Annotated in this window: 20 protein-coding genes; 7 read left to right on the forward strand and 13 right to left on the reverse strand. The window is 60.3% G+C overall.

What is annotated here, in order from left to right:
- Window positions 1-242: 242 nt before the first annotated feature.
- A complete protein-coding gene (locus LJX92_RS25485; RefSeq protein ID WP_228309095.1) occupies window positions 243-2189 on the forward strand; it encodes an autotransporter domain-containing protein in 1947 nt (648 codons plus the stop codon).
- On the opposite strand, the gene LJX92_RS25490 is transcribed toward LJX92_RS25485, so the two are convergent.
- From LJX92_RS25490 to LJX92_RS25505, 4 genes are all read right to left on the reverse strand, one after another.
- Window positions 2190-3098, reverse strand: coding sequence for an SdiA-regulated domain-containing protein (locus tag LJX92_RS25490; protein ID WP_032878873.1), 909 nt, complete (start codon window positions 3096-3098; stop codon window positions 2190-2192). It lies immediately after the preceding gene.
- A gap of 121 nt (window positions 3099-3219) precedes the next feature.
- Complete coding sequence (locus LJX92_RS25495; RefSeq protein WP_005792339.1) at window positions 3220-4143, reverse strand: SdiA-regulated domain-containing protein; 924 nt, start codon at window positions 4141-4143, stop codon at window positions 3220-3222.
- A 250-nt stretch (window positions 4144-4393) separates the two neighbouring features.
- On the reverse strand, window positions 4394-5059 hold the full coding sequence (locus LJX92_RS25500; protein WP_032878871.1) for a fumarylacetoacetate hydrolase family protein: 666 nt from the start codon (window positions 5057-5059) through the stop codon (window positions 4394-4396).
- A gap of 22 nt (window positions 5060-5081) precedes the next feature.
- Window positions 5082-6476, reverse strand: coding sequence for an FAD-binding oxidoreductase (locus tag LJX92_RS25505; RefSeq protein ID WP_005792341.1), 1395 nt, complete (start codon window positions 6474-6476; stop codon window positions 5082-5084).
- Window positions 6477-6681: 205 nt separating this feature from the next.
- Here LJX92_RS25505 and serA point away from each other — a divergent pair, with 205 nt between their 5' ends.
- Complete coding sequence (gene serA / locus LJX92_RS25510) at window positions 6682-7911, forward strand: phosphoglycerate dehydrogenase (protein WP_005792342.1); 1230 nt, start codon at window positions 6682-6684, stop codon at window positions 7909-7911.
- Between the two features lie 64 nt (window positions 7912-7975).
- On the opposite strand, the gene LJX92_RS25515 is transcribed toward serA, so the two are convergent.
- Window positions 7976-8416: a DUF4399 domain-containing protein gene (locus LJX92_RS25515; RefSeq protein WP_103734207.1), complete on the reverse strand. Its 441-nt coding sequence runs from the start codon at window positions 8414-8416 to the stop codon at window positions 7976-7978.
- 134 nt (window positions 8417-8550) lie between these two features.
- Between LJX92_RS25515 and LJX92_RS25520 the strand changes: the two genes are divergently transcribed.
- Window positions 8551-9045, forward strand: coding sequence for a transporter substrate-binding domain-containing protein (locus LJX92_RS25520; RefSeq protein ID WP_228309096.1), 495 nt, complete (start codon window positions 8551-8553; stop codon window positions 9043-9045).
- 67 nt (window positions 9046-9112) lie between these two features.
- Here the strand turns inward: LJX92_RS25520 and LJX92_RS25525 are convergent, their stop codons facing one another.
- The gene (locus LJX92_RS25525) at window positions 9113-9745 is read right to left on the reverse strand and encodes a 2OG-Fe(II) oxygenase (protein WP_005792345.1); all 633 of its coding nucleotides are present in this window, start codon (window positions 9743-9745) and stop codon (window positions 9113-9115) included.
- A 132-nt stretch (window positions 9746-9877) separates the two neighbouring features.
- Here LJX92_RS25525 and LJX92_RS25530 point away from each other — a divergent pair, with 132 nt between their 5' ends.
- Window positions 9878-10630, forward strand: coding sequence for a DUF2059 domain-containing protein (locus LJX92_RS25530; protein WP_148853829.1), 753 nt, complete (start codon window positions 9878-9880; stop codon window positions 10628-10630).
- A gap of 40 nt (window positions 10631-10670) precedes the next feature.
- Here the strand turns inward: LJX92_RS25530 and LJX92_RS25535 are convergent, their stop codons facing one another.
- Entirely contained in the window at window positions 10671-11612 is a 942-nt protein-coding gene (locus LJX92_RS25535) for an alpha/beta hydrolase (protein ID WP_228309932.1), read from the reverse strand.
- A 99-nt stretch (window positions 11613-11711) separates the two neighbouring features.
- Between LJX92_RS25535 and LJX92_RS25540 the strand changes: the two genes are divergently transcribed.
- Entirely contained in the window at window positions 11712-12287 is a 576-nt protein-coding gene (locus LJX92_RS25540) for a DUF6436 domain-containing protein (RefSeq protein WP_223017749.1), read from the forward strand.
- Window positions 12288-12313: 26 nt separating this feature from the next.
- Entirely contained in the window at window positions 12314-14668 is a 2355-nt protein-coding gene (locus LJX92_RS25545) for a penicillin acylase family protein (protein ID WP_223017750.1), read from the forward strand.
- Between the two features lie 10 nt (window positions 14669-14678).
- On the opposite strand, the gene LJX92_RS25550 is transcribed toward LJX92_RS25545, so the two are convergent.
- Entirely contained in the window at window positions 14679-15644 is a 966-nt protein-coding gene (locus LJX92_RS25550; protein WP_103734203.1) for a GlxA family transcriptional regulator, read from the reverse strand.
- Window positions 15645-15884: 240 nt separating this feature from the next.
- Between LJX92_RS25550 and LJX92_RS25555 the strand changes: the two genes are divergently transcribed.
- Entirely contained in the window at window positions 15885-16526 is a 642-nt protein-coding gene (locus LJX92_RS25555; protein WP_032878860.1) for an HD domain-containing protein, read from the forward strand.
- A 128-nt stretch (window positions 16527-16654) separates the two neighbouring features.
- Here the strand turns inward: LJX92_RS25555 and LJX92_RS25560 are convergent, their stop codons facing one another.
- The 5 genes from LJX92_RS25560 to LJX92_RS25580 form a co-directional block, all read right to left on the reverse strand.
- Window positions 16655-17539, reverse strand: a complete 885-nt coding sequence (locus LJX92_RS25560) for an ABC transporter permease subunit (protein ID WP_078822585.1) — start codon at window positions 17537-17539, stop codon at window positions 16655-16657.
- Entirely contained in the window at window positions 17536-18456 is a 921-nt protein-coding gene (locus tag LJX92_RS25565) for an ABC transporter permease subunit (protein ID WP_223017751.1), read from the reverse strand. Before LJX92_RS25565 ends, LJX92_RS25560 begins: the two co-directional genes overlap by 4 nt.
- On the reverse strand, window positions 18453-19595 hold the full coding sequence (locus LJX92_RS25570; RefSeq protein ID WP_003195240.1) for an ABC transporter ATP-binding protein: 1143 nt from the start codon (window positions 19593-19595) through the stop codon (window positions 18453-18455). Before LJX92_RS25570 ends, LJX92_RS25565 begins: the two co-directional genes overlap by 4 nt.
- 65 nt (window positions 19596-19660) lie before the next feature.
- A complete protein-coding gene (locus LJX92_RS25575; RefSeq protein ID WP_005792355.1) occupies window positions 19661-20755 on the reverse strand; it encodes a polyamine ABC transporter substrate-binding protein in 1095 nt (364 codons plus the stop codon).
- A gap of 149 nt (window positions 20756-20904) precedes the next feature.
- Entirely contained in the window at window positions 20905-21999 is a 1095-nt protein-coding gene (locus LJX92_RS25580) for a polyamine ABC transporter substrate-binding protein (RefSeq protein ID WP_032803992.1), read from the reverse strand.
- Window positions 22000-22051 lie beyond the last annotated feature (52 nt).

The raw sequence follows: 22051 nt of genomic DNA on the forward strand, positions 1-22051 counted from the left end.
TATCTGGTACTGATACACCCAATCGGGAGCAAGCCCCCTCCCACATTTGCAGCACTCCCCTCCAAAACCGTGCGCTCTGTCACGGCATCCCCTGCCCCGCCTGGTATCCAATCGGATACAAATTACAGCCACGCGACCCACGCGTTTAACAATGCGCCAATTTGCAGCCGCCCACGGAATGAGGCGCGCATTGTGCAAAGGGTCTGGGCTTTGAACATTCCCATCACCTCAAGGAAGACCTTGTGATAAAGCCCCTAGCCCTCGCCATCAGCGTTGCCGGTGCCCTGCTGTCCGCGCAAGCCCAAGCTTACGAGTACGGCCAGCACGCCAACACCACCCTGGAAAAACTGATCAATGACTACCCCGGTCGTTATCGCGGCACGGCCAATTTTGCTGGCGCTGCTGATTGGATGCAGAGCCAGATGGGCGCGGCCTATTCCATCAGCCGCCAGGACTTCACCTGGAGCAGCGGCAGCCGTGCTTCGCAAAACGTGGTGGCCTACGCCGCCGGCACCACGCCGCAGTACGTGGTGATTGGCGCGCATTTCGACACCTACTTCGGCCGCCCGACCCTGCAAGGCCTGGATGACAATGGCTCCGGTGCCAGCGTGCTGACCGAGGTGGCGAAGAACCTCGGCGGCCTGTCATTGGAAAATGGCCTGCAAATCGTCGGATTCGGCGCGGAAGAAGAAGGTTTGCGCGGCTCCCGGGCCTTTGTTGACTCGCTGAGCGCCAGCCAGCGCGCCAATATGCTTGCGATGATCAATCTCGACAGCCTGATCACCGGCGACATGATGTATGCCCACGCCGGCCAGAACAGCACCGACAACCCGGCCCTGGCGTCATTGCGCGAGCACACGTTTCAGATCGCCAAGGAGTTGAATATCCCGCTATTCACCAACCCCGGCCTGGACCCGCAATACCCCAAAGGCACAGGCTGCTGCAGTGATGGTGAACCTTTCGAGCCGCTGAATATCCCGATCCTTTATGTAGAGGCCACCAACTGGGAACTGGGCGATCTGGACGGTTATACCCAGACCGACAACCCGAAAATCCCAGGCGGCTCGACCTGGCACGACCCGAGCGAAGACAACAAAGGCGTACTCACCGACGCCTTCGGCCAGGCGCGCATCGACCAGCGCCTGCGTGACTATTCACGCTTGCTCAGCCGCCTGGTGCTGGAACTGACCAACGCCGACCTGATGGCCTCGACGGCGTCCGGCGGTGCCGTCGCACGCAACATGCAGGACAACCTGCAACGTCAGCATCAAGCCATGGTGCGCCTGCACGATCGCCGCTGGCTGACCCTGCAGGCGGCCAGCCGCGAGGTGGGCAGCTTTGATGGCGAGATCGGCGTGGACGGCGAATACAGCCCGGACAGCGGTTTCGACACGGCCCCCAACCCCGAAGCCCGACGCCTTGGCCTGCACGCCCTTGGCGATTATCAGCTGACCCCAAGCCTGAATATCGGTGCCAGCCTGAGCTACCTCAACGGGCGCGACAAACTGGAGCATCGCGGCAAACTGGACAGCGACACCTGGCAGGCAGCCGTGTACGCGCTGCTCAATGATGGCGGGCCAAGCTGGCTGGCCGGTGACCTGAGCATCGGCCACACGCGTTTCGATTCCAAACGCAACCTGATCATCCAGGCCAATGGCGGGCCGATCCTGCTCAATCAGCAACTGACGGGCGAGACTGATGCCCTGGCGTTGGGCGCGCGGGTGCTGGGCGGCTACGACTTTGACTTCGGTGCGCTCAAGAGCGGGCCTTTCGCCGGCCTGGACTACAGCCACTACCGCATCGACACGTTCCACGAAAAACAGAACCTGCGCACCGCCCTGCAGTATGAAGAGCAGTCTTTCGACTCCCTGCAAGCCAGCCTCGGCTGGCGCGTGCGTGGCGCTGTCGCCCTGCCCTACAGCCTGAGCCTGATGCCGTATGCAGACATCGCCTGGGTCAAGGAAATGGCCGATGGCCGCTTGGATGACCTGCAACTGACAGCCCGCGCCGATGGCCAGGCGCGCACCGCTCGGCTCGGCTCAGCAGACAAGAGCTTTGGTCGCGCACAAATCGGCAGCCAATTGGCGATCACCCCGCAGTTGGGGGTGTATGCCGAGGTCAATGGCCGCCTGGGTCATGCCGAAGGCAGCCAGACCGGCTATACGCTGGGCGTGCAATGGATGTTCTGATCAGGTTTTTTTGAACACGTAAAACAGGTTCGGCTCGCTGACCATATACAGCGTGCCCTCGTCATCCATGGCAATCCCTTCGGCCTGAGGCACGCGCTTGCTCAGGCCATGGCGCCCTTTAAGCAACGACAAACTGCTTAAGGGGCGACCGTCGATGTCCAGCTCCAAAACCAGGAACGATTCATCCGACAGCGCCAGCAGATGGCCGCTGCGCTCGTCGTATTGCAGGCTCGACAGGTCGCGCACAAACAGTCCGGCATCGCGCTTGGGGTTGTTGATCACGTGCACCGAGTAGGTTTTTTCCGCCTTGAAATGCGGGAAGCCATGCACTTCATAGATCAGCATCGGGTCGCGCTCCTTGGCGACGAACAGACGCTTGCCCACCGAATCATAGGCCAGGCCCTCGAACCCCTTGTTGCTGCCGATATGTACGCCGAGGGTCATCTGCTCCGCGTCGGCGGCGTCGAGGAAGGTTGTGTCGTCGTCCACATGCACCTTGATCAGCCGCTGCTGGCGCTCATCGCTGATGACGTAAATGTTGTCACTGATAAACTCCACAGCCTCTGCATCGCCAAACCCCACCAGTGGAATGCGTCGCAGGATCTTGCCCTCCAGGGACAGCTCCACCAGCTCAGCGTTTTTATTGGTGACGGTAAACAGGCTTTTGCGCACCGGATCGTAGGTGAGGGCCGAGACATCATCGTCGAGCCCTTCGATCACCTGGCCTTCCAGGGTCACGCGGTAATCTGCCAGGCCAATGGCGCGCTCATCGGCAGGCTGGCGCCACACCTGCCAGTTGAACCAGGCACGCTCGAACAGACGAAACTGCTGCGCAACGACCCCGGCGGCAACCAGGGCAAGCAACAGCAAGATGAAAACAGCAGGTTTGGGGCGGGCAAGTCGACGCATCGGGGCGGGCTCAGTGAAAAAACTGGCGAATAGATATCAAGGTCGCCTGAATTTAAACTTAAACGCGCCGAACTGTCTGGCGAATGCCGTTTATAAAGAAAAGTCTGACGTAATTCGTCAGTTATTTCTGCTTTTCAAAACGATAGAACAAGTTGGGTTCACTGACCATGTACAGGTTGCCGCTCTCATCCAGGGTCACCCCTTCGGCGCGCGGGATGGTGTCTTTCAGGCCGTTGAAGCCACCGAGCAAGGTCATGAAGCTGACTTGCTCGCCTGTTTCGTCCAGTTCCAGCAACAGGTGGGAATCGGCCGACAGCACCAGCAAGTGCCCAGTGCGCGGGTCAATGGACAAGGCCGAAAGGTTGCGCACATCCAGTTCGGTGCTGGCCAGCTTTTGCTTGTCGCCGGTCAGCGTGTTGCCATCGCTCTTCCACGTGAACAAGGCCGGCGGCCGCTCTTCGCCCAGTACAAGCTGCTGATTGCGCTTGTCCCACGCGATCGCTTCAAAGGCTTTGTTCTGGTCTTTGGAGGGGCCCAGGTCATGGCTTGGGAAATCAGCTTTGTTCAGCGCCGTGGTGCCGGCGTCCACCTTTACCACGGTCACGGTGTGATCGCGTTCATCTACCACGGCCATCGAGCCGTTTTCCATCACCGTCACGCCCTCAGGATTGTTCCAGCCATTGAGCGGCATCTTGCGCAATACGTCGCCTTGCAGGCTCAGCTCCACGAGAAACGGGTTTTTGCCCATCACGGAAAACAGTGTTTTGGTCTGGGGGTTGTAGGACAGGTCGGAAGCCTCATCCTTCTCCATACCGGGCAGCAGCTTGGCGTCGATGACCGCCTGATAGTCCGGGAGCCAAACACTCTCCTGGCGTTCAACCGGGCTCTCGAAGCGCTCCAGCACCCACAGCACACCGCGATCGTCCCAGTGCATGGCCCAGGCCACGCCATACAGAATGGCACCGGCCAAAAATACCCAGGAATACCAGCGCATGGACAAGCGCGAGCGAAGCGAGGTTTTCGAAGTGGGTAGAGGCACGGCCATTGAGCGCTTTTCCGGAAAGTCAGCTGTATGGGATAGCACAGGATTCAACGGCCTGCGCGCAAGAGGCTGGGATTATCCGGATGGCGTGTGAAAAAAATGCAAAAGCCCATACTTGGGATACACACAAAACCAATGTGGGAGGGGCGGTGCGACGATTCGACTTGCTCCCGATTGCGGTCTGTCTGCCAGCTTATTTGTAGCTGACCCACCGCTATCGGGAGCAAGCCCCCTCCCACAGTTTGGCCGTTACTTAGCGCACGACGCTTTCGAAACGGTTCACACCCGCCAGCTCCAACACCAGCTCATCCCCCACATTCAACGGGCCTACGCCTGCCGGAGTGCCGGTGAGAATCACATCACCCGCCTGCAGGGAGAAGCAGCCCGCCATGTGCTGGATCATCGGTACGATCGGGTTGAGCATCTGCGCGCTGTTGCCATCCTGGCGCACTTCGCCGTTGATGGTCAGGCGTATGCCGATGTCGGTCACGTCCGCAAAGGTACTGCTGACCACGAAGGGGGCAAGCACCGCCGCGCCGTCGAAGCACTTGGCGATTTCCCACGGCAGGCCCTTGGATTTCAGCTCGGCCTGTTTGTCGCGCAGGGTCAGGTCCAGCGCCGGGGCGAAGCCGGAGATGGCGTCGAGGACTTCTTCGCGGTTTGGCTTGTTCGACAACGGCTTGCCGATCAACACCGCGATTTCCACCTCATAATGCACCGAACCACGTTCGGTGGGAATCGCAAAACCACCTTCCAACGGCACCACGCAGCTACCGGGCTTGATGAACAGCAAAGGCTCGGTGGGCACCGGGTTATCCAGCTCCTTGGCGTGTTCGACGTAGTTACGCCCGATGCACACCAGTTTGCCCACAGGGAAGTGGATGTTGGTGCCGTCGACATACTTGTGCTGGTAGCTCATGGAACGACTCCTTCAGGTGCGGTTAAACCGCGAAGATTTTGCCAGGGTTCATGATCCCGTTCGGGTCGAACACGGCCTTCACAGCCTTCATGTACTCGATTTCAACCGGCGAGCGGCTGTAGGTCAGGTAATCACGCTTGGTCATGCCCACGCCGTGTTCGGCGGAAATCGAGCCGTTGTACTTGGCGACGGTTTCGAACACCCACTTGTTCACGGTGGCACACTTGGCGAAGAACTCGTCCTTGCTCAGGTTTTCGGGCTTGAGGATGTTCAAGTGCAGGTTACCGTCACCGATATGACCGAACCAGACGATTTCGAAATCCGGGTAGTGTTCGCCGACGATCGCATCAATTTCGCTCAAGAATGCCGGCACTTTGGAGACGGTGACCGAAATATCGTTCTTGTACGGTGTCCAGTGGGAGATGGTCTCGGAGATGTACTCGCGCAGCTTCCACAGGTTGTGCAACTGGGTTTCACTCTGGCTCATTACGCCGTCCAGTACCCAGCCCTGCTCGACGCAATGCTCGAACGTTTCCAGCGCATGGTTGGCGACTTCTTCAGTGGTGGCTTCGAATTCCAGCAGCGCGTAGAACGGGCACTCGGTTTCGAATGGCGCCGGCACATCGCCACGGCCGAGGACTTTGGCCAGGGCCTTGTCGGAGAAAAATTCGAAGGCGGTCAGGTCCAGCTTGCTCTGGAACGCGTGCAGCACCGGCATGATCGAGTCGAAGTCAGTGGTGCCGAGTACCATGGCGGTGAGGTTTTTCGGGGCACGGTCCAGGCGCATGGTGGCTTCGACCACAAACCCCAGGGTGCCCTCAGCGCCGATAAACAGCTGGCGCATGTCGTAGCCGGTGGCGTTTTTGATCAGGTCGCGGTTCAGTTCCAGCACATCGCCCTTGCCGGTAACGACTTTCATGCCGGCCACCCAATTGCGGGTCATGCCGTAGCGAATCACCTTGATCCCGCCGGCATTGGTGCCGATATTACCGCCAATCTGGCTGGAACCGGACGAGGCAAAATCCACCGGATAGTACAGGCCGTTTTCTTCAGCGACGTTCTGCAATTGCTTGGTGACCACGCCCGGCTGGCACACGGCGGTGCGGTCGGTAAGGTTCACGTCGAGGATCTGGTTCATATAGTCGAACGACACCACCACTTCGCCATTGGCCGCGACTGCCGCTGCCGACAGGCCGGTGCGCCCACCGGACGGCACCAGTGCTACCTTGTGCTCGTTGGCCCAACGGACGATGGCCTGCACCTGCTCAGTGGTCTTGGGAAACACGATAGCGCTGGGCGCGGGGGCGAAGTGCTTGGTCCAATCCTTGCCGTAAGCCTCCAGGGAGTCGGCATCGGTCAGCACTTTGCCGGGCTCAACCAGGGTCTTTAGCTCATCAATCAGTGCAGGATGGGTCATCGACAGAACTCTCGAACAATTCATGGTCATCCTGAGAACGCTTCACGTCGCAGGAATAGGTGTTTAGCGGGGTGCGTATGCTAGCATACCGCCCCCGCAGGACAGACCCAAAGGGCGTTTCTGCGGTGACGGCTTTCCTGCCGTCCGGGTCAGCTTGCGCTGCTCGACTCCCTGCCAATTTTCTCCGGGATACAGGTTTACGCAGATGAGCAAGACTTCTCTCGATAAGAGCAAGATCAAGTTCCTTCTTCTGGAAGGCGTCCACCCATCGGCTGTCGACGTTCTGAAAGCCGCCGGGTACACCAGCATTGAGTACATCACCAGTTCTCTGCCGGAAGCCCAGCTCAAGGAAAAGATCGCCGACGCGCACTTTATCGGCATTCGCTCCCGCACTCAGCTGACCGAAGAGATCTTCGACCACGCCAAGAAACTCGTGGCGGTCGGTTGTTTCTGCATCGGCACCAACCAGGTTGACCTCAACGCAGCGCGCGAACGCGGTATCGCGGTGTTCAACGCCCCGTACTCCAACACCCGTTCCGTAGCGGAGCTGGTATTGGCCGAGGCCATCCTGCTGCTGCGCGGTATCCCAGAGAAGAACGCCTCCTGCCACCGTGGCGGCTGGATCAAAAGCGCGGCCAACTCCTTCGAGATCCGCGGCAAGAAGCTGGGTATCGTCGGTTACGGCTCGATCGGCACTCAACTGTCGGTGCTGGCCGAAGGCCTGGGTATGCAGGTGTTCTTCTATGACACCCTGACCAAGCTGCCATTGGGCAACGCGACTCAAGTCGCCAGCCTGACCGAGCTGCTGGGCATGTCCGATATCGTCACGCTGCACGTTCCGGAAACCGCCGAGACCCAGTGGATGATCGGCGAGAAGGAAATCCGCGCGATCAAGAAAGGCGGGATCCTGATCAACGCCGCTCGCGGCACTGTGGTCAAGCTCGATGCCCTGGCCGACGCGATCAAGGACAAGCACCTGATCGGCGCCGCCATCGACGTGTTCCCGGTGGAGCCACGCTCCAACGACGACATCTTCGAAAGCCCGCTGCGTGGCCTGGACAACGTGATCCTGACCCCGCACATCGGCGGCTCCACTGCTGAAGCCCAAGCCAATATCGGCCTGGAAGTCTCGGAAAAACTGGTCAAGTACAGCGACAACGGTACCTCGGTATCGTCGGTCAACTTCCCGGAAGTGGCCCTGCCGGCTCACCCGGGCAAGCACCGCCTGCTGCACATCCACCAGAACATCCCGGGCGTGATGATGGAGATCAACAAGGTCTTCGCGGAAAACGGCATCAACATCTCCGGTCAGTTCCTGCAGACCAACGAGAAGGTCGGCTACGTGGTCATCGACGTCGACGCCGAGTACTCGGACCTGGCGCAAGAGAAGCTGCAGCACATCAACGGCACTATCCGTAGCCGCGTGTTGTTCTAAGGTTTCAACCGCACCACGAAAAAGGGAGCCCCTCGGGGCTCCCTTTTTTGCATCTGAACAAATCTTACTTGACGTTAACCGTGATGACTTTCGAGGCTACCGTAGGCTCGAACTGGCGATGCACGTTGTCGCCAGCCACCAGTTGCAAGGTGTGCTTGCCTGGCGTGAGGGTCAGCTCGGTCTCGGTTTGCGCCTTGCCGAAGTGAATCGAGGTAGGCGTGGCCGGGATCGCTTCGTTTGCGTTGAGCGCCCCCACTTCCTGATCTACCAGCAGGTGATGATGGCCGGCGCCCGGTACCTGTTTGTCGATCGGCTCCAGGTCCAGGCCCTTGATGCCAAATTTGACGGTGAAGGTTTTGTCGACAGTAGCGCCGTCTTTGGGCGAGACAATGAACACTTCAGCACCAGCAGGAGCCGGTGTGCGCGGCTGGTCGGCAGCGCTGGCCAACATCGAAGCACCCAGCAGCAGGGACGCCAGGGTTGCACGGGACAAAAGGGCTTTCATTCGCTTCTCCAGTTTTTCAGTGAAATCTGTAGGGTTATGACAACTTCGCGATAAATTGCGGTCCAAGGCACCCGACACCATAGCAAAACGATGCTGAACAGCGCCTCGTCCATTCGAATTCTCTAGGAGTGACCATGCGCTTTTCGCCTGGCCTGTTACTGTTGCTTGCCCTTCTGAGCCCATTGGCCCATGCCGAGCTGATCGATGACGTCAATGATCGCGGCGAACTGCGTATAGCCCTGGAAGCCAACACCCCGCCGTTCAATTTCAAGGAAGGCGACAAGCTCACCGGCTTTGAAGTGGAACTGGGTGAGCAACTGGCGAAAGAAATGGACGTACGCCCTTCTTTTATCACCACCGACGACAGTGACCTGTTGCCAGGTGTGGAAACTGGCAAGTACGACGTGGCAATAAACCATATCGCTATGACTGCCGAACTCAAGGATCGGTTCGATTACAGCACGGCTTATCGCGAGAAGCCGGACCTTGTGATCCCATTCCAGAAAGGTAACCCAGCGCTCAAGAGCAGCCTGGACATGGCCCTAGAGCGGGTGAAGGCGGATGGCAGATTGAAGGCGATGGCGCAGAAGTGGTTCGACAGCGACACACCGGCAGCCAAGGCACAGTAGATCAAATGTGGGAGGGGGCTTGCTCCCACATTTTGTCCAAGGCAAGACTTTAGAATCCTTTGCCTGCCTAAAACGGCTCGTTGCCCCGCCGGCGAAACCAGCCGGTCAGGGACAGGCGTTCGCGCGTGGCCGGCAGTACCTCGTGGGGCACCTCGCCCGACAAAAACACCACCAGGCAGCCGCCGGTGGGCACCACGTCATATTCGACGCCGCCCTTGAGGTACATGCGCAACTGGCCGCCATGCTCGGGCAGCCAGGCGTCGTTCAAGTAGATCACCGCCGAGACCATGCGCCGGTCGTCGTCACGAAAGCGGTCCACATGCTTGAGGTAAAACGCACCGGGTGGGTACATCGCGAAGTGGCTTTCGAAATCTTCCAGCCCAAGGAACAGGCTGCGGTTCATTGCCAGGCGCAGGCTGTCCATGACGGCCATATAGGTGTCGCAAACCGCCGCGTCGCCCTCTTCCAGCCACTGAATATGATCACCGCGAATACCCTCGCGAATCTCCTGGGCCGGCCCGCGCCCGACTGCCGCCGGTGCCAGCTCACCTTCGGCCGCACGTTTATGGCACTCAGCCGCCAGTTCCAGGGTCAGAGCCTGGGGCAGGAAGCCATTCTGCTGCGACCAGCCTTTTTCGGCCAAGTCGTCAACGATACGTTGCAGCAGCGGGTCATCGAGGGATATTTGCATGGCGCGCATAGTATCCATACGCCTGAGAATCCGACAGCGCCGTCGAGCGCCCGAATGCACTTTAAATCAGCTGTCTGATAGGACTTCTCGACAAATCCTACGCCCGACACGGACAATAGTGGCCGACTGACAGGAGTCCATATGCGTCGTTTGTTTTTTACCGTGTTGATGTTCTGCGTTTTGCCCGCCTGGGCAGACGGCCATGACCAGTTGTACAAGGTTGCCGGCTGGGCCGAACAACGTGCGCATTTCAATGACGCCCTCAGTGCCGCCCAGCAGCGCTACCGCAATAGCCTGCCGCCGGCGGTGTATCAGGCGCTGGTGGACAATAGTAATAAGCGCTTTGGCGCCCAAGCCATGGATCAGCGTGCCGAGGCGCAACTGCGCAAGCACCTGGCCAACCCGAAACCGGCCCTGGCGTTCTTCCAATCGCCCCTGGGCCGCAAGATCGTCGCCGCAGAATTGCTGGCCACGCGCCGCGACCAGTTGGCGAAAAACGCCCAGGGCTTGCCGAAAATCCAGGCCGACGCCACCCGCAGCCTGATCATCGGCCATCTGGCCCAAGCCCTGCCCGCGCGCGAGGCCGGTGCAGAAGTCAGCCTGGCGATTGCCGGTGTAGCGGCCGACAGCTTGAGCCAGATGATCCCCGGTTTGCTTGGCGGCGGTCAGGCCCAGGGTATGTTGAATGGGCAGCGCGAACGGTTGATGCAACAAATCGACAAGGACCTGAACAACACGCTGTTGTACGTCTACCGGGATTTGTCCGACCCGGAGCTGGAAGAGTTCGCTACGTTTGCCGAATCGCCGGAAGGTAAGGCGTATTACCAGGCGGCCCTGGCAGCCATTCGCGCAGGGCTGGCTGTCGGCCAAAGCACCTCAAGCCTGACGCAGTAATTGTGGGAGGGGGCAAGCCCCCTCCCACATTTAAAATGCGTTAGTTCAGGTGATCGGTGAGGTACTTGAAGTACTCATTACGAATCTCTGGAATCTCATTGGCCAGGTGATGCCTGCCCCGCGGCAGCATCAACACCTCGGGCCGGTCGAACTTACCGCGTAGCACCTGCAAATTGTGTTGCCAATCCACCGTCATATCTTCCTCACCCTGCACGATCACCGGCCGCCGTGGGCTGCGGGGTGCGGCTTCGATGCGTTTGATCCAGCGCGCCAGCGCCCCTACCCAAGCGGTGGGCAATTGGCGCGGCTGCAGTGGGTCGGCTTCAAGGAACGGTTTGAACGCAGGGTCGTTGGAGTTATCGCTGAAGCGTCGGGCGATGCCTTTGACGAACGGGCGCAGCAGGTAATAGCTGACCTGCGACCATCCCCAGGCACGCGGCCGCACCAGCGGTGAGAGCAGGAAGGTCTTGCCCTGGGCCGGGCTGTCGGCGCCGTGGTTGAGCAAGTGATCCACCACAATGGCGCCGCCGGTGCTTTGCCCGAACAGGTGCCAGGGTTGCGGCAATTGCAGCGCCTTGGCCCCAGCGAACAACGCCTGCACCACGCTCTGGTACACCGCAAACTCATCGATGCTGGCGCGCGGGCCGCTGGACAAGCCGTGGCCCGGCAAGTCGCAGGCGATCACCACAAAGCCCTGGTCCAGCGCCCAATCCACCACATGGCGGTACAACCCCATGTGGTCGTAGAAACCGTGGAACATGAACATCGTTGCCACCGGCGCAGGCGGCCACCATACCTGGGCCACCACTTCAAACCCGTCCACTTCCAGGCGCCCTAACCGGCTCACCGCCGGCACCTTGCGAGCGGCCAGGTCAAGCCCATAGAAACGTTGATAGACCCTTGCCTCGGCGCTAAGCGGTTGCGCGTCCACCAGGGGCCGCAAGCTTTCGCGCAGATGATCAGGGTCAAAGGTGACGGGCATAAAGGCTTCCAGACTGGCGGTGAAGATGAATATCGAGCTGCGATATTCATCTGTCAGGACAAGCATGGCAAGCTACGCGACCTGCGAGGATACCTTTGAATGCGACCGCCTTACCGCAACGCCCTGTTCGCCAGCCTGATCCTGGTTATCTGCGCCGGCGTGCTGTGGGCCGCGTATGACTGGTTCCAGGGCCGCTACCTGCGCGCCTTCAGCGAGCACACGGCGGTATTCTCCGGCGATGCGCTGCAACTGCCCGCCGCCCTCAGCGGCCCTGGCCCGATTCGCCTGGTGCACTTCTGGGACCCGGCCTGCCCGTGCAATGTCGGCAACCAGCAACACCTGGGTGAGCTGATCGAGCAGTACGAGCCCCAAGGGGTCGAGTTTTACGCCCTGCAAAAAGCCGGTAGCCACGGCACCCTGCCCGACAACCTGCGCCACATGAAAATCCTCGACGCCCTGCCCGGCGCCGATCGCATACCCGCCAGCCCGGCCGTGGGCATCTGGGACCGCACAGGCAAACTGGCCTATTTCGGCCCCTACAGCGAAGGGCTGACGTGCAATGCCAGCAACAGTTTTATCGAACCCATTCTCAAGGCCCTTGGAACCGGACGCGAAGTGAATGCCACTCACACCCTCGCGGTAGGCTGCTATTGTTCGTGGCCTGAGGATCTGTAGCCCGTCCACTCTGGTAAGGAATGTTCATGAAGCGCGTCTTGCAGATTTTCGCGGTGCTGATTGCGCTGGTCGCCCTCGGCGCCGGTTGGTATGTCTACAGCAAGCAGCCCACGCGTCAGGGCACAGTGCCGCTGGCCCACCTGCAAAGCTCGGTCACGGTGCGCTACGACGACCGTGGCGTACCGCATATCCGTGCCGAGAACGAGGCTGACCTGTACCGCGCCCTGGGCTATGTGCATGCCCAGGACCGGCTGTTCCAGATGGAGGTCATGCGGCGCCTGGCCCGTGGCGAACTGGCCGAAGTGCTGGGGCCCAAACTGCTTGAGACCGACAAGCTGTTTCGCAGCCTGCGCATTCGTGAGCGCGCCTTGAGCTACGCAGAGCACATGGACCCCGACTCAGCGTCGTCCAAAGCCCTGCAAGCCTATCTGGACGGGATCAACCAATATCAGGACAGCCACGCCAGCCCCATGGAGTTCGACGTGCTGGGCATCCCCAAGCGCCGCTTTACCGTCGAGGACAGCATCAGCGTCGCCGGGTACATGGCTTACAGCTTTGCCGCCGCCTTTCGTACCGAGCCGGTGCTGACTTACGTGCGCGACCATCTGGGCAGCGACTACCTGAAAGTGTTCGATCTCGACTGGCAACCCAAGGGTGCGCTCAACCTGGCGGCCAGTGACTGGCAAACCCTCGGCGCCATCGCCGCCCTGAGTGAGCAGGCCCTGGCCGACAACGGCCTGCCGCAGTTCGAGGGCAGCAACGCCTGGGCCGTCAGCGGCAGCCATACCAAAAGCGGCAAGCCGTTGCTGGCGGGTGACCCGCATATTCGCTTCTCGGTGCCATCGGTGTGGTACGAGGCGCAGTTGCAGGCGCCAGGCTTTGAGCTGTACGGCTATCACAACGCGCTGGTGCCGGTGGCGTTCCTGGGGCACAACCTGGACTTCGGCTGGAGCCTGACCATGTTCCAGAACGACGACCTTGATCTGGTCGCCGAGAAGGTCAACCCGGACAACCCCAACCAGGTCTGGTATCACGGCCAATGGGTCGACATGACCAGCAGCGAGCAACAGATCCAGGTCAAGGGACAGGCGCCGGTGACCCTCACGCTGCGCCGTTCGCCCCACGGCCCGATCATCAATGACGTGCTCGGCGAGAACGCGGGCAGCACGCCAATTGCCATGTGGTGGGCGTTCCTGGACACCGAAAACCCGATCCTCGACGGCTTCTACCAACTCAACCGCGCCGATACCCTGGCCAAGGCACGTGCCGCGGCCGCCAAGGTGTCGGCACCGGGCCTGAACATCATATGGGCCAATGCCAAGGGCGATATCGGCTGGTGGGCGGCAGCGCAGTTGCCGATCCGCCCGGCCGGCGTCAACCCGGCGTTCATCCTCGATGGCAGCACCGCCCAGGCCGACAAGTTGGGCTTCTACCCGTTCAGCGCCAACCCCCAGGAAGAGAACCCGGCACGTGGCTATGTGGTCTCCGCCAACGCCCAACCGGTATCGCCCACCGGCATGGAGATCCCGGGCTACTACAACCTCGCGGACCGTGGCCAGCAGTTGAACGCGCAGTTGAGCGACAACAGCGTGAAGTGGGATGTAAGCAACAGCCAGGCTTTGCAACTGGGCACCACCACCGCCTACGGCCCACGCCTGCTCGCACCGCTGCTGCCGGTGCTGCGCGAAGGGATCAAGGACCCGGCTCAGCTCAAGCTGGTGGAACAGCTCGCAAGCTGGAAAGGCGACTACCCGCTGGACTCCACCAGCGCCACGCTGTTCAACCAGTTCCTGTTCAACCTTGCCGACGCGACCTTCCACCCGAAGCTGGGCGATGCACTGTTCAAGACCCTGATCACCACCCGTGTGATCGACGCGGCGTTGCCACGCCTGGCAGCCTCGGCGGACTCACCCTGGTGGGAGGGCAAGCGCGCGGATATCGTCAAGCTCGCCTGGGACAACAGCCTGGCCCACCTCAAGACGACCTTCGGCGACGACCCGGCGCAGTGGCAGTGGGGCAAGGCGCACACCTTGACCCATGGTCATCCGCTGGGCATGCAGAAACCGCTGGATAAGCTCTTCAACGTCGGCCCGTTCGCCGCACCGGGCAGCCACGAAGTGCCGAACAACCAGACCGCCGCGATCGGCCCGGCGCCATGGCCGGTGACCTATGGGCCTTCGACACGGCGCCTGATCGACTTCGCCGACCCTGCCCACGCACTGACCATCAACCCAGTGGGGCAAAGCGGCGTACCGTTTGATGCTCACTATGGTGATCAGGCGCAAAGCTATATCGAAGGCGGGTATGAGCAGGCGCATTTCAGTGATGAGGAAGTGACGGCCAATACCCGAGGCACCCTGAAACTGTTGCCTGCCAGATAGCTGTTTATCGCTACACCGGCGCCGCAAAGTTAAGCCTGAACTGTTGCGGCGTGACGCCCAGGCGGCGATTGAACACGCTGCGCATGTGCTGGGCGTCGCGAAATCCGCATTGATAGGCCACCGTCTTGAGTGGCGCCGGGCTGCTTTCGAGCATCACCCGCGCCGCATCCACCCGCGCTCTCTCGACAAATTCCGCCGGCGTGATCCGCGCTTCACGGGCGAACACCCGGGAGAAATTGCGCGCACTCATATTGGCCGCCCTGGCCAAATCGGCAATGGTCAAATCCCCGGTCAGGTTGGCCAGCACGTACAACTGCACCAGCGCCACCGCCGAAGTGGCCTCGGCATGGGGAGTGAGAAACGGGCTGAACTGCGATTGCCCGCCCGAGCGTTGGGTGAACACCACCAGGCGCTTGGCCACGCTCAGCGCCACTTCCGGGCCGTGATCCTGGGCCAGCAGGTACAGCGAAAGATCGATACCCGCCGTGACCCCGGCCGAGGTGTAGAGGTTACCGTCCTGCACATAGAGACGGTCGGCCTCGACCTGGGCAGAAGGGCACAGGCGCGCCAGGCTGGCGGCGTCATTCCAGTGGGTAGTGACAGTTTTACCGTCCAGCAGACCGGCGCGGGCCAGCATGAAGGCGCCGTTGCAGATCGAGCCGAAGCGCTGTGCCCTGGCAGCGGCACCGCGCAGCCACTCATCAAACTGAGGGCCGAAATCTTCGAAAGGCAGTTGCGGGCCGCCCGCTACCAGCAACAGGTCGTAGGGCTGCCGGGCTTCGCTGTAGTGCTTGTGCGCCTGCAATGACAGGCCATTGGAGGCAGCCAGAGTGCCGTGGCCGAAACCGATCACCTCCAGGCGGTAGTGATCGTCGGGCGCCAGGAAGCGGTTGGCCTCGCAGAACACATCCATGGGCCCGGTCACGTCCAGTGACTGGACGCCGGGGAAGATCAGGATCGCGACGGTTTTGTGCATGGGAGACCTTTATCTCTGGGCTGACGCAAAACCCTGTGGGAGCTGGCTTGCCTGCGATGCAGACACCTGGGCTCATCAGGTATACCGAGGTGATGCTATCGCAGGCAAGCCAACTCCCACATTAGATCGCGCGCAGCCTTGGCGCGATGTGGCAGCACATTGGCCGAAAACGCGCCCTCGTCTCGATAGCTGCGTCGCCCAAGCGCGAACAGACTGGATGCTTTCCAGAGGAGCACCACCATGAACACCACCATCGCCGGCATCAAAATCCCCGACAGCGCCTTGGCCAAAGCCACCACTGAATACATCCGCGACATCGAATCCGACCTGCTGTACCACCACTCGCGCCGGGTATTTCTGTTCGGCGCCTTGAGCGGAGAGCGCAAGCAACTGGCCTACAACCCGGAGCTGCTGTATGTCGGCGCAATGTTCCACGACCTGGGCCTGGTGGAAGGTCATCGCAGTGACGACCAGCGTTTCGAAGTGGACGGTGCCAATGCCGCCGCCGCGTTCCTCAAGCCTTACGGGCTGAGCGATGACGATATCGAACAAGTGTGGTTGTCCATCGCCCTGCACACCACACCGGGTGTGCCGCAACACCTGCGCCCCACCGTGGCGCTGGTGACCGCCGGGGTGGAGATGGACGTGCTGGGCATGGACTACGCCGCATTTTCCACGGTGCAGCGCGAAGCGGTGGTGCATGCGCATCCACGCGGTGAAGGGTTCAAGGAGTGCATCATCTGCGCCTTCGCCGACGGCTTGCGCCATCGCCCGCAGACCACGTTTGGCAACGTGAAGACGGATGTGCTGGTGGATCAGGAGCCGGGGTTCAGGCCGATGAATTTTGTCGAGGTGATTCGCACGTCGCCGTGGTTGGCGTAGCTGAGTTGAAATGCGATCAAATGTGGGAGGGGGCTTGCCCCCGATGGCGGTGTGTCAGTCAGCAAATCTGATACTGATACACCGCTATCGGGAGCAAGCCCCCTCCCACATTTGGACCTCACCCAGCTTTAGATCGGGGCTGGAGCGCGGCGCTTGTCCGGCTGTTGCCAGCCGTCAGCCGCGGCTTCTTCGATGGCTTGCTGGATGGCCTTCTTGCGATGCTCTTCGGCCCGACGGCTGAAGAACCACACCAGGAAGGTCACCAACGACACCGCCAACAGGATCAGGCTCGCCACCGCGTTGATCTCGGGTTTAACCCCAAGGCGCACCGCCGAGAACACTTCCATCGGCAAGGTGGTGGAACCCGGGCCCGATACAAAGCTGGCCAGTACCAGGTCATCCAGGGACAGCGCAAACGACATCATGCCGCCCGCCGCCAGCGACGGCGCGATCATCGGGATGGTGATCAGGAAAAACACCTTCCACGGCCGCGCGCCCAAATCCATCGCGGCTTCTTCGATCGACAAATCCAGCTCACGCAAGCGCGCCGACACCACCACCGCCACATACGCCGCACAGAACGTCGTGTGGGCGATCCAGATGGTGACGATGCCACGTTCCTGGGGCCAGCCGATCATCTGCGCCATGGCCACGAACAGCAGCAACAGCGACAGGCCGGTGATCACTTCAGGCATGACCAACGGCGCCGTCACCAGGCCGCCGAACAGCGTACGGCCCTTGAACTGGCTGATACGCGTGAGCACAAAGGCCGCCAACGTGCCCAGCGCCACCGCGGCCACCGCCGTGTAGCAGGCGATTTCCAGGGAACGGGCCACCGAGCCCATCAACTGGGTGTTGTCCAGCAGGCCCACGTACCACTTGATCGACCAACCGCCCCACACCGTCACCAGCTTGGATTCGTTGAACGAGTAGATCACCAGGATCAACATCGGCAGGTAGATAAACAACAAGCCTGCGACCAGCATGAAGCTGGAGAAACGAAAGCGCTTCATATCTTGCCCTCCAGCTCTTTGGCCTGGCTGCGGTTGAACAGAATGATCGGCACGATCAGGATCGCCAGCATCACCACGGCCAAGGCAGAAGCCACCGGCCAGTCACGGTTGTTGAAGAATTCCTGCCACAACACTTTACCGATCATCAGGGTTTCCGGGCCGCCGAGCAGTTCAGGGATCACGAACTCGCCCACCACTGGGATAAACACCAACATGCAGCCGGCGATGATGCCGTTCTTGGACAGCGGCACGGTGATTTTCCAGAAGCTGTTGAAGGTGCTCGAACCGAGGTCGGAGGCAGCTTCGAGCAAGCTCTGGTCGTGTTTGACCAGATTTGCGTACAGCGGCAGGATCATGAACGGCAGGTACGAGTAGACCACGCCGATATACACCGCGATGTTGGTGTTGAGGATCTGCAACGGTTCACTGATCAGCCCCATGGACATCAGGAAGCCGTTGAGCAAACCGTTGTTGCTGAGGATGCCCATCCACGCATACACGCGGATCAGGATCGCGGTCCAGGTCGGCATCATGATCAGCAGCACCAGCACGGTCTGCATCTCTTTGCGCGCCGTGGCGATGGCGTAGGCCATCGGGTAGCCGATCAGCAGGCACAGCAGCGTGCTGAAGAACGCCATCTTCAACGAGCCCAGGTAGGCGGCGATGTACAACTCGTCGCCCGCCAACAGGCTGTAGTTGGCCAGGTTCAGCACCACTTGCAGCTTTTGCTCAACGTAGGTGTAGATCTCGGTATAGGGCGGGATCGCCACGTCGGCTTCGGCAAAGCTGATTTTCAATACGATGAAAAACGGCAGTGCGAAAAACAGAAACAGCCAGAGGAATGGAACCCCGATGACCACCTGCTTGCCATTGGGGATTATGCGATCCAAGCGCCGCTTGAATTTCTTCATGTTCATGAGCGAAGTACCACGCCGCTGTCGTCTTCCCACCACACGTAAACCTGATCACCCCAGGTTGGGCGCTGGCCACGGCGTTCGGCGTTGGCGACGAAGGACTGCACCAGCTTGCCACTCGGCAGCTCCACATAGAACACCGAGTGACCGCCCAGGTAGGCGATATCGTGCACCTTGCCGCTGGACCAGTTGTGCTCGCAGGTTGGCATTTCGGTGGTGACCAGCAGTTTTTCCGGGCGAATCGCGTAGGTCACCGACTTGTCTTCCACCGAAGTAGCGATGCCGTAGCCCACGTAGATGTCGCGATCCAGGTCCGGGCACTTGAGCACCGCATGGCCTTCGGCGTCGTCCACCACTTGGGTGTCGAAGATGTTCACGTTGCCGATGAACTCGCACACCAGGCGGCTGGTAGGGGTTTCGTAGATGTCGATCGGGCTGCCGATCTGGGCGATCCAGCCCAGGTGCATGATCGCAATACGCTCGGCCATGGTCATGGCCTCTTCCTGGTCGTGGGTCACCATCACGCACGTCACGCCGACGCGCTCGATGATCTCTACAAGCTCAAGCTGCATCTGCGAGCGCAGCTTCTTGTCCAGGGCGCCCATTGGCTCATCGAGCAGCAAGAGTTTGGGGCGCTTGGCCAGGGAACGGGCCAGGGCTACACGCTGGCGCTGGCCGCCGGACAGCTGGTGCGGCTTGCGCTTGGCGTATTGGCTCATCTGCACCAGCTTGAGCATCTCGGCCACGCGGGCGTCGACTTCGGCCTTGGGGATCTTGTCCTGCTGCAGGCCGAACGCGATGTTCTGCGCCACGGTCATGTGCGGGAACAGCGCATAGGACTGGAACATCATGTTGATCGGCCGCTCGTAGGGCGGCATGTCGGTAATGTCCACGCCGTCCAGGTAGATGCGGCCTTCGGTTGGGCGCTCGAAACCTGCGAGCATACGCAGCAAGGTGGACTTGCCTGAACCCGAACCGCCGAGCAAGGCGAAGATCTCGCCTTTCTTGATTTCCAGGGACACATCGTCCACCGCAATCGTCTCGTCGAACTTCTTCGTGACCCGGTCGATTTTGACCAGCACCTTTTTCGGTGTCTGGTCGCCCTCGAGGGCTTTCTTATAGGCGCCGGAGGCAACTGCCATTTACGAAACTCCCAAAAAAAGAGTGCAGCTCGCCCAATACGGGCCAGCCTTGGATAGTTTGAGCCTTACTTGCCCGTCTTGACCTTGGTCCAGCTACGGGTCATTAAACGCTGCACTTTCGGGGGTAGCTCGAAGTTGACGAATGTCCGCTCGAGAACCGCCTGCGGTGGGTAAACCGCTGCGTCGGTGCGTATCGATTGTTCCATCAGCTTGTCCGCCCCGGGGTTAGGGTTGGCGTAACCGACGTAATCACTGACCTGGGCGATCACCTCAGGTTGCAGCAAATAGTTGATGAAGGCATGAGCCTCTTTAACGTTGCTCGCATCCTTGGGGATCGCCAGTACGTCAAACCAGAGGTTGCCGCCTTCCTTGGGAATTGCGTAGGCGATGTTCACGCCCTTGCCCGCCTCGGCCGCGCGGGCCTTGGCCTGGAACACATCACCGGAGAAACCGGCAGCCACGCAGATGTTGCCGTTGGCCAGGTCCGAGATGTATTTGGAGGAGTGGAAGTAAGTCACGTAGGGCCGCACTTTGAGCAGCTTCTCTTCGGCCTTCTTGTAGTCGGCCGGGTTGGTGCTGTTAGGGTCCAGGCCCATGTAGTTGAGCACTGCCGGCAGCATTTCATCGGCCGAATCCATGAACGACACACCGCAGGTGGCGAGCTTCTTCATGTTTTCCGGTTCGAACAACACCGCCCAGGAATCGATATGGTCGACGCCCAGCACTTCCTTGACCTTATCGACGTTGTAGCCAATGCCGTTGGTGCCCCACAGGTACGGCACCGCGTACTGGTTGCCCGGGTCGTTCTTTTCCAGGCGCTTGAGCAGGGCCGGGTCGAGGTTGGCGTAGTTTGTCAGCAGTGACTTGTCGAGCTTCTGGAACGCCCCGGCCTTGATCTGCTTGCCGAGGAAATGGTTGGACGGCACGACCACGTCATAGCCGGTACGCCCGGCGAGCAACTTGCCTTCCAGGGTTTCGTTGGAATCAAACACGTCATACACGGGCTTGATGCCGGTGGCCTTTTCAAAGTTGGCCAGGGTGTCGGGGCCGATGTAGTCCGACCAGTTATAAACATGCACCGTCGATGCGGCCTGCACGCTGACAGCCAGCGTGATACCTGCACCCACCAGCAAGGCTTTGCGAAATAAAGAAATTGGCAAGTGGAGGTCCTCTTAAATAGTTGGGCCCAAAGTTGTTGCCCGGCAACAAAACCGGCGCGCAACTTACCCTCGATAAACCGATCCGGCAAAACTTTCTTTGATCTAATTTGTGGGAGAGGGGCTTACCCCCCTCCCACAGCTGCCAGGGCTTACTTGCCCGACTTGATCTTGGTCCAGCTACGGGTCATTTCACGCTGGGTCGCGGCCGGCAAGTCGGCAATCGCGTAGAGCTTGGCCTGCACGTCCGCCGACGGGTAGATGCCCGGGTCGCTGGTGATGTCTTTATCGACCAGTGCGGTGGCTTTCTCGTTACCGTTCGGGAAACGCACGCTGTTGGTGATCGACGCCATGACTTCCGGCTTGAGCAGGTAATTCATGAAGGTGTAGGCGGCCTCGACGTTTTCGGCATCCTTGGGGATAGCGACCATGTCGAAGAAGCTGCCGGCGCCTTCTTTCGGAATGTCGTAGGCCACTTTGACTTTGCCACCGGCTTCAGCGGCACGGGACTTGGCCTGCTGGATGTCACCCGAGTAACCCACGGCCACGCAGATGTTGCCGTTGGCGAGGTCGGAAATGTACTTGGACGAGTGGAAGTAACCGATCGAAGGACGGATCTTCAAGAACAGGTCTTCAGCCTGCTTGAGATCGGCTTTCTTCTGGCTGTCGGTCGGCAGGCCCAGGTAATGCAGCGCGATTGGCAGCATTTCGGTTGGCGAGTCGAGGAAGCTCACGCCGCAGCTTTTCAGCTTGGCGATGTTTTCCGGCTTCATCAGCACATCCCACGAATCGATCTTGTCCACGCCCAGCGCGGCCTTGACCTTCTCCGGGTTGTAACCGATGCCGATCGAACCCCACATGTACGGGAACGCGTGCTTGTTGTCCGGGTCGCTGACCGACACGGCCTTGAGCAGGGATTTGTTCAGGTTGCTGTAGTTAGGCAGCTTGGACGTGTCCAACTCCTGGTACACGCCGGCCTTGATCTGCTTGGCCAGGAAGTTGTTCGACGGCACGACGATGTCGTAGCCGGACTTGCCTGCCAGCAACTTGGCTTCCAGGGTCTCGTTGCTGTCGAACACGTCGTACACCACCTTGATGCCCGACTCTTTTTCAAAGTTGGCGATGGTGTCCGGTGCAATGTAGTCAGACCAGTTGTACACGTGCAGCACTTTATTGTCTGCCTGGGCCGCGCCCGCCATTGCGCCCATCAGGGACAAGGCGAGGAGGGTCTTGCCAGCGTTTTTCAAACCTAATGCCTTCATTGGGTGATGCTCCGATTTTTCTTTTTTGGGCCGCACA

The sequence above is a fragment of the Pseudomonas sp. HN8-3 genome (assembly GCF_020790195.1).
GTDB lineage: Bacteria > Pseudomonadota > Gammaproteobacteria > Pseudomonadales > Pseudomonadaceae > Aquipseudomonas > Aquipseudomonas synxantha_A.

Excerpts from the sequence above, each read along its gene's own strand:
- LJX92_RS25490 (WP_032878873.1), bottom strand. The coding sequence starts at position 3,098 with ATGCGTCGACTTGCCCGCCCCAAACCTGCTGTTTTCATCTTGCTGTTG.
- LJX92_RS25495 (WP_005792339.1), bottom strand. The coding sequence starts at position 4,143 with ATGGCCGTGCCTCTACCCACTTCGAAAACCTCGCTTCGCTCGCGCTTG.
- LJX92_RS25500 (WP_032878871.1), bottom strand. The coding sequence starts at position 5,059 with ATGAGCTACCAGCACAAGTATGTCGACGGCACCAACATCCACTTCCCT.
- LJX92_RS25505 (WP_005792341.1), bottom strand. The coding sequence starts at position 6,476 with ATGACCCATCCTGCACTGATTGATGAGCTAAAGACCCTGGTTGAGCCC.
- serA (WP_005792342.1), top strand. The coding sequence starts at position 6,682 with ATGAGCAAGACTTCTCTCGATAAGAGCAAGATCAAGTTCCTTCTTCTG.
- LJX92_RS25515 (WP_103734207.1), bottom strand. The coding sequence starts at position 8,416 with ATGAAAGCCCTTTTGTCCCGTGCAACCCTGGCGTCCCTGCTGCTGGGT.
- LJX92_RS25520 (WP_228309096.1), top strand. The coding sequence starts at position 8,551 with ATGCGCTTTTCGCCTGGCCTGTTACTGTTGCTTGCCCTTCTGAGCCCA.
- LJX92_RS25525 (WP_005792345.1), bottom strand. The coding sequence starts at position 9,745 with ATGCGCGCCATGCAAATATCCCTCGATGACCCGCTGCTGCAACGTATC.
- LJX92_RS25530 (WP_148853829.1), top strand. The coding sequence starts at position 9,878 with ATGCGTCGTTTGTTTTTTACCGTGTTGATGTTCTGCGTTTTGCCCGCC.
- LJX92_RS25535 (WP_228309932.1), bottom strand. The coding sequence starts at position 11,612 with ATGCCCGTCACCTTTGACCCTGATCATCTGCGCGAAAGCTTGCGGCCC.
- LJX92_RS25540 (WP_223017749.1), top strand. The coding sequence starts at position 11,712 with ATGCGACCGCCTTACCGCAACGCCCTGTTCGCCAGCCTGATCCTGGTT.
- LJX92_RS25545 (WP_223017750.1), top strand. The coding sequence starts at position 12,314 with ATGAAGCGCGTCTTGCAGATTTTCGCGGTGCTGATTGCGCTGGTCGCC.
- LJX92_RS25550 (WP_103734203.1), bottom strand. The coding sequence starts at position 15,644 with ATGCACAAAACCGTCGCGATCCTGATCTTCCCCGGCGTCCAGTCACTG.
- LJX92_RS25555 (WP_032878860.1), top strand. The coding sequence starts at position 15,885 with ATGAACACCACCATCGCCGGCATCAAAATCCCCGACAGCGCCTTGGCC.
- LJX92_RS25560 (WP_078822585.1), bottom strand. The coding sequence starts at position 17,539 with ATGAAGCGCTTTCGTTTCTCCAGCTTCATGCTGGTCGCAGGCTTGTTG.
- LJX92_RS25565 (WP_223017751.1), bottom strand. The coding sequence starts at position 18,456 with ATGAACATGAAGAAATTCAAGCGGCGCTTGGATCGCATAATCCCCAAT.
- LJX92_RS25570 (WP_003195240.1), bottom strand. The coding sequence starts at position 19,595 with ATGGCAGTTGCCTCCGGCGCCTATAAGAAAGCCCTCGAGGGCGACCAG.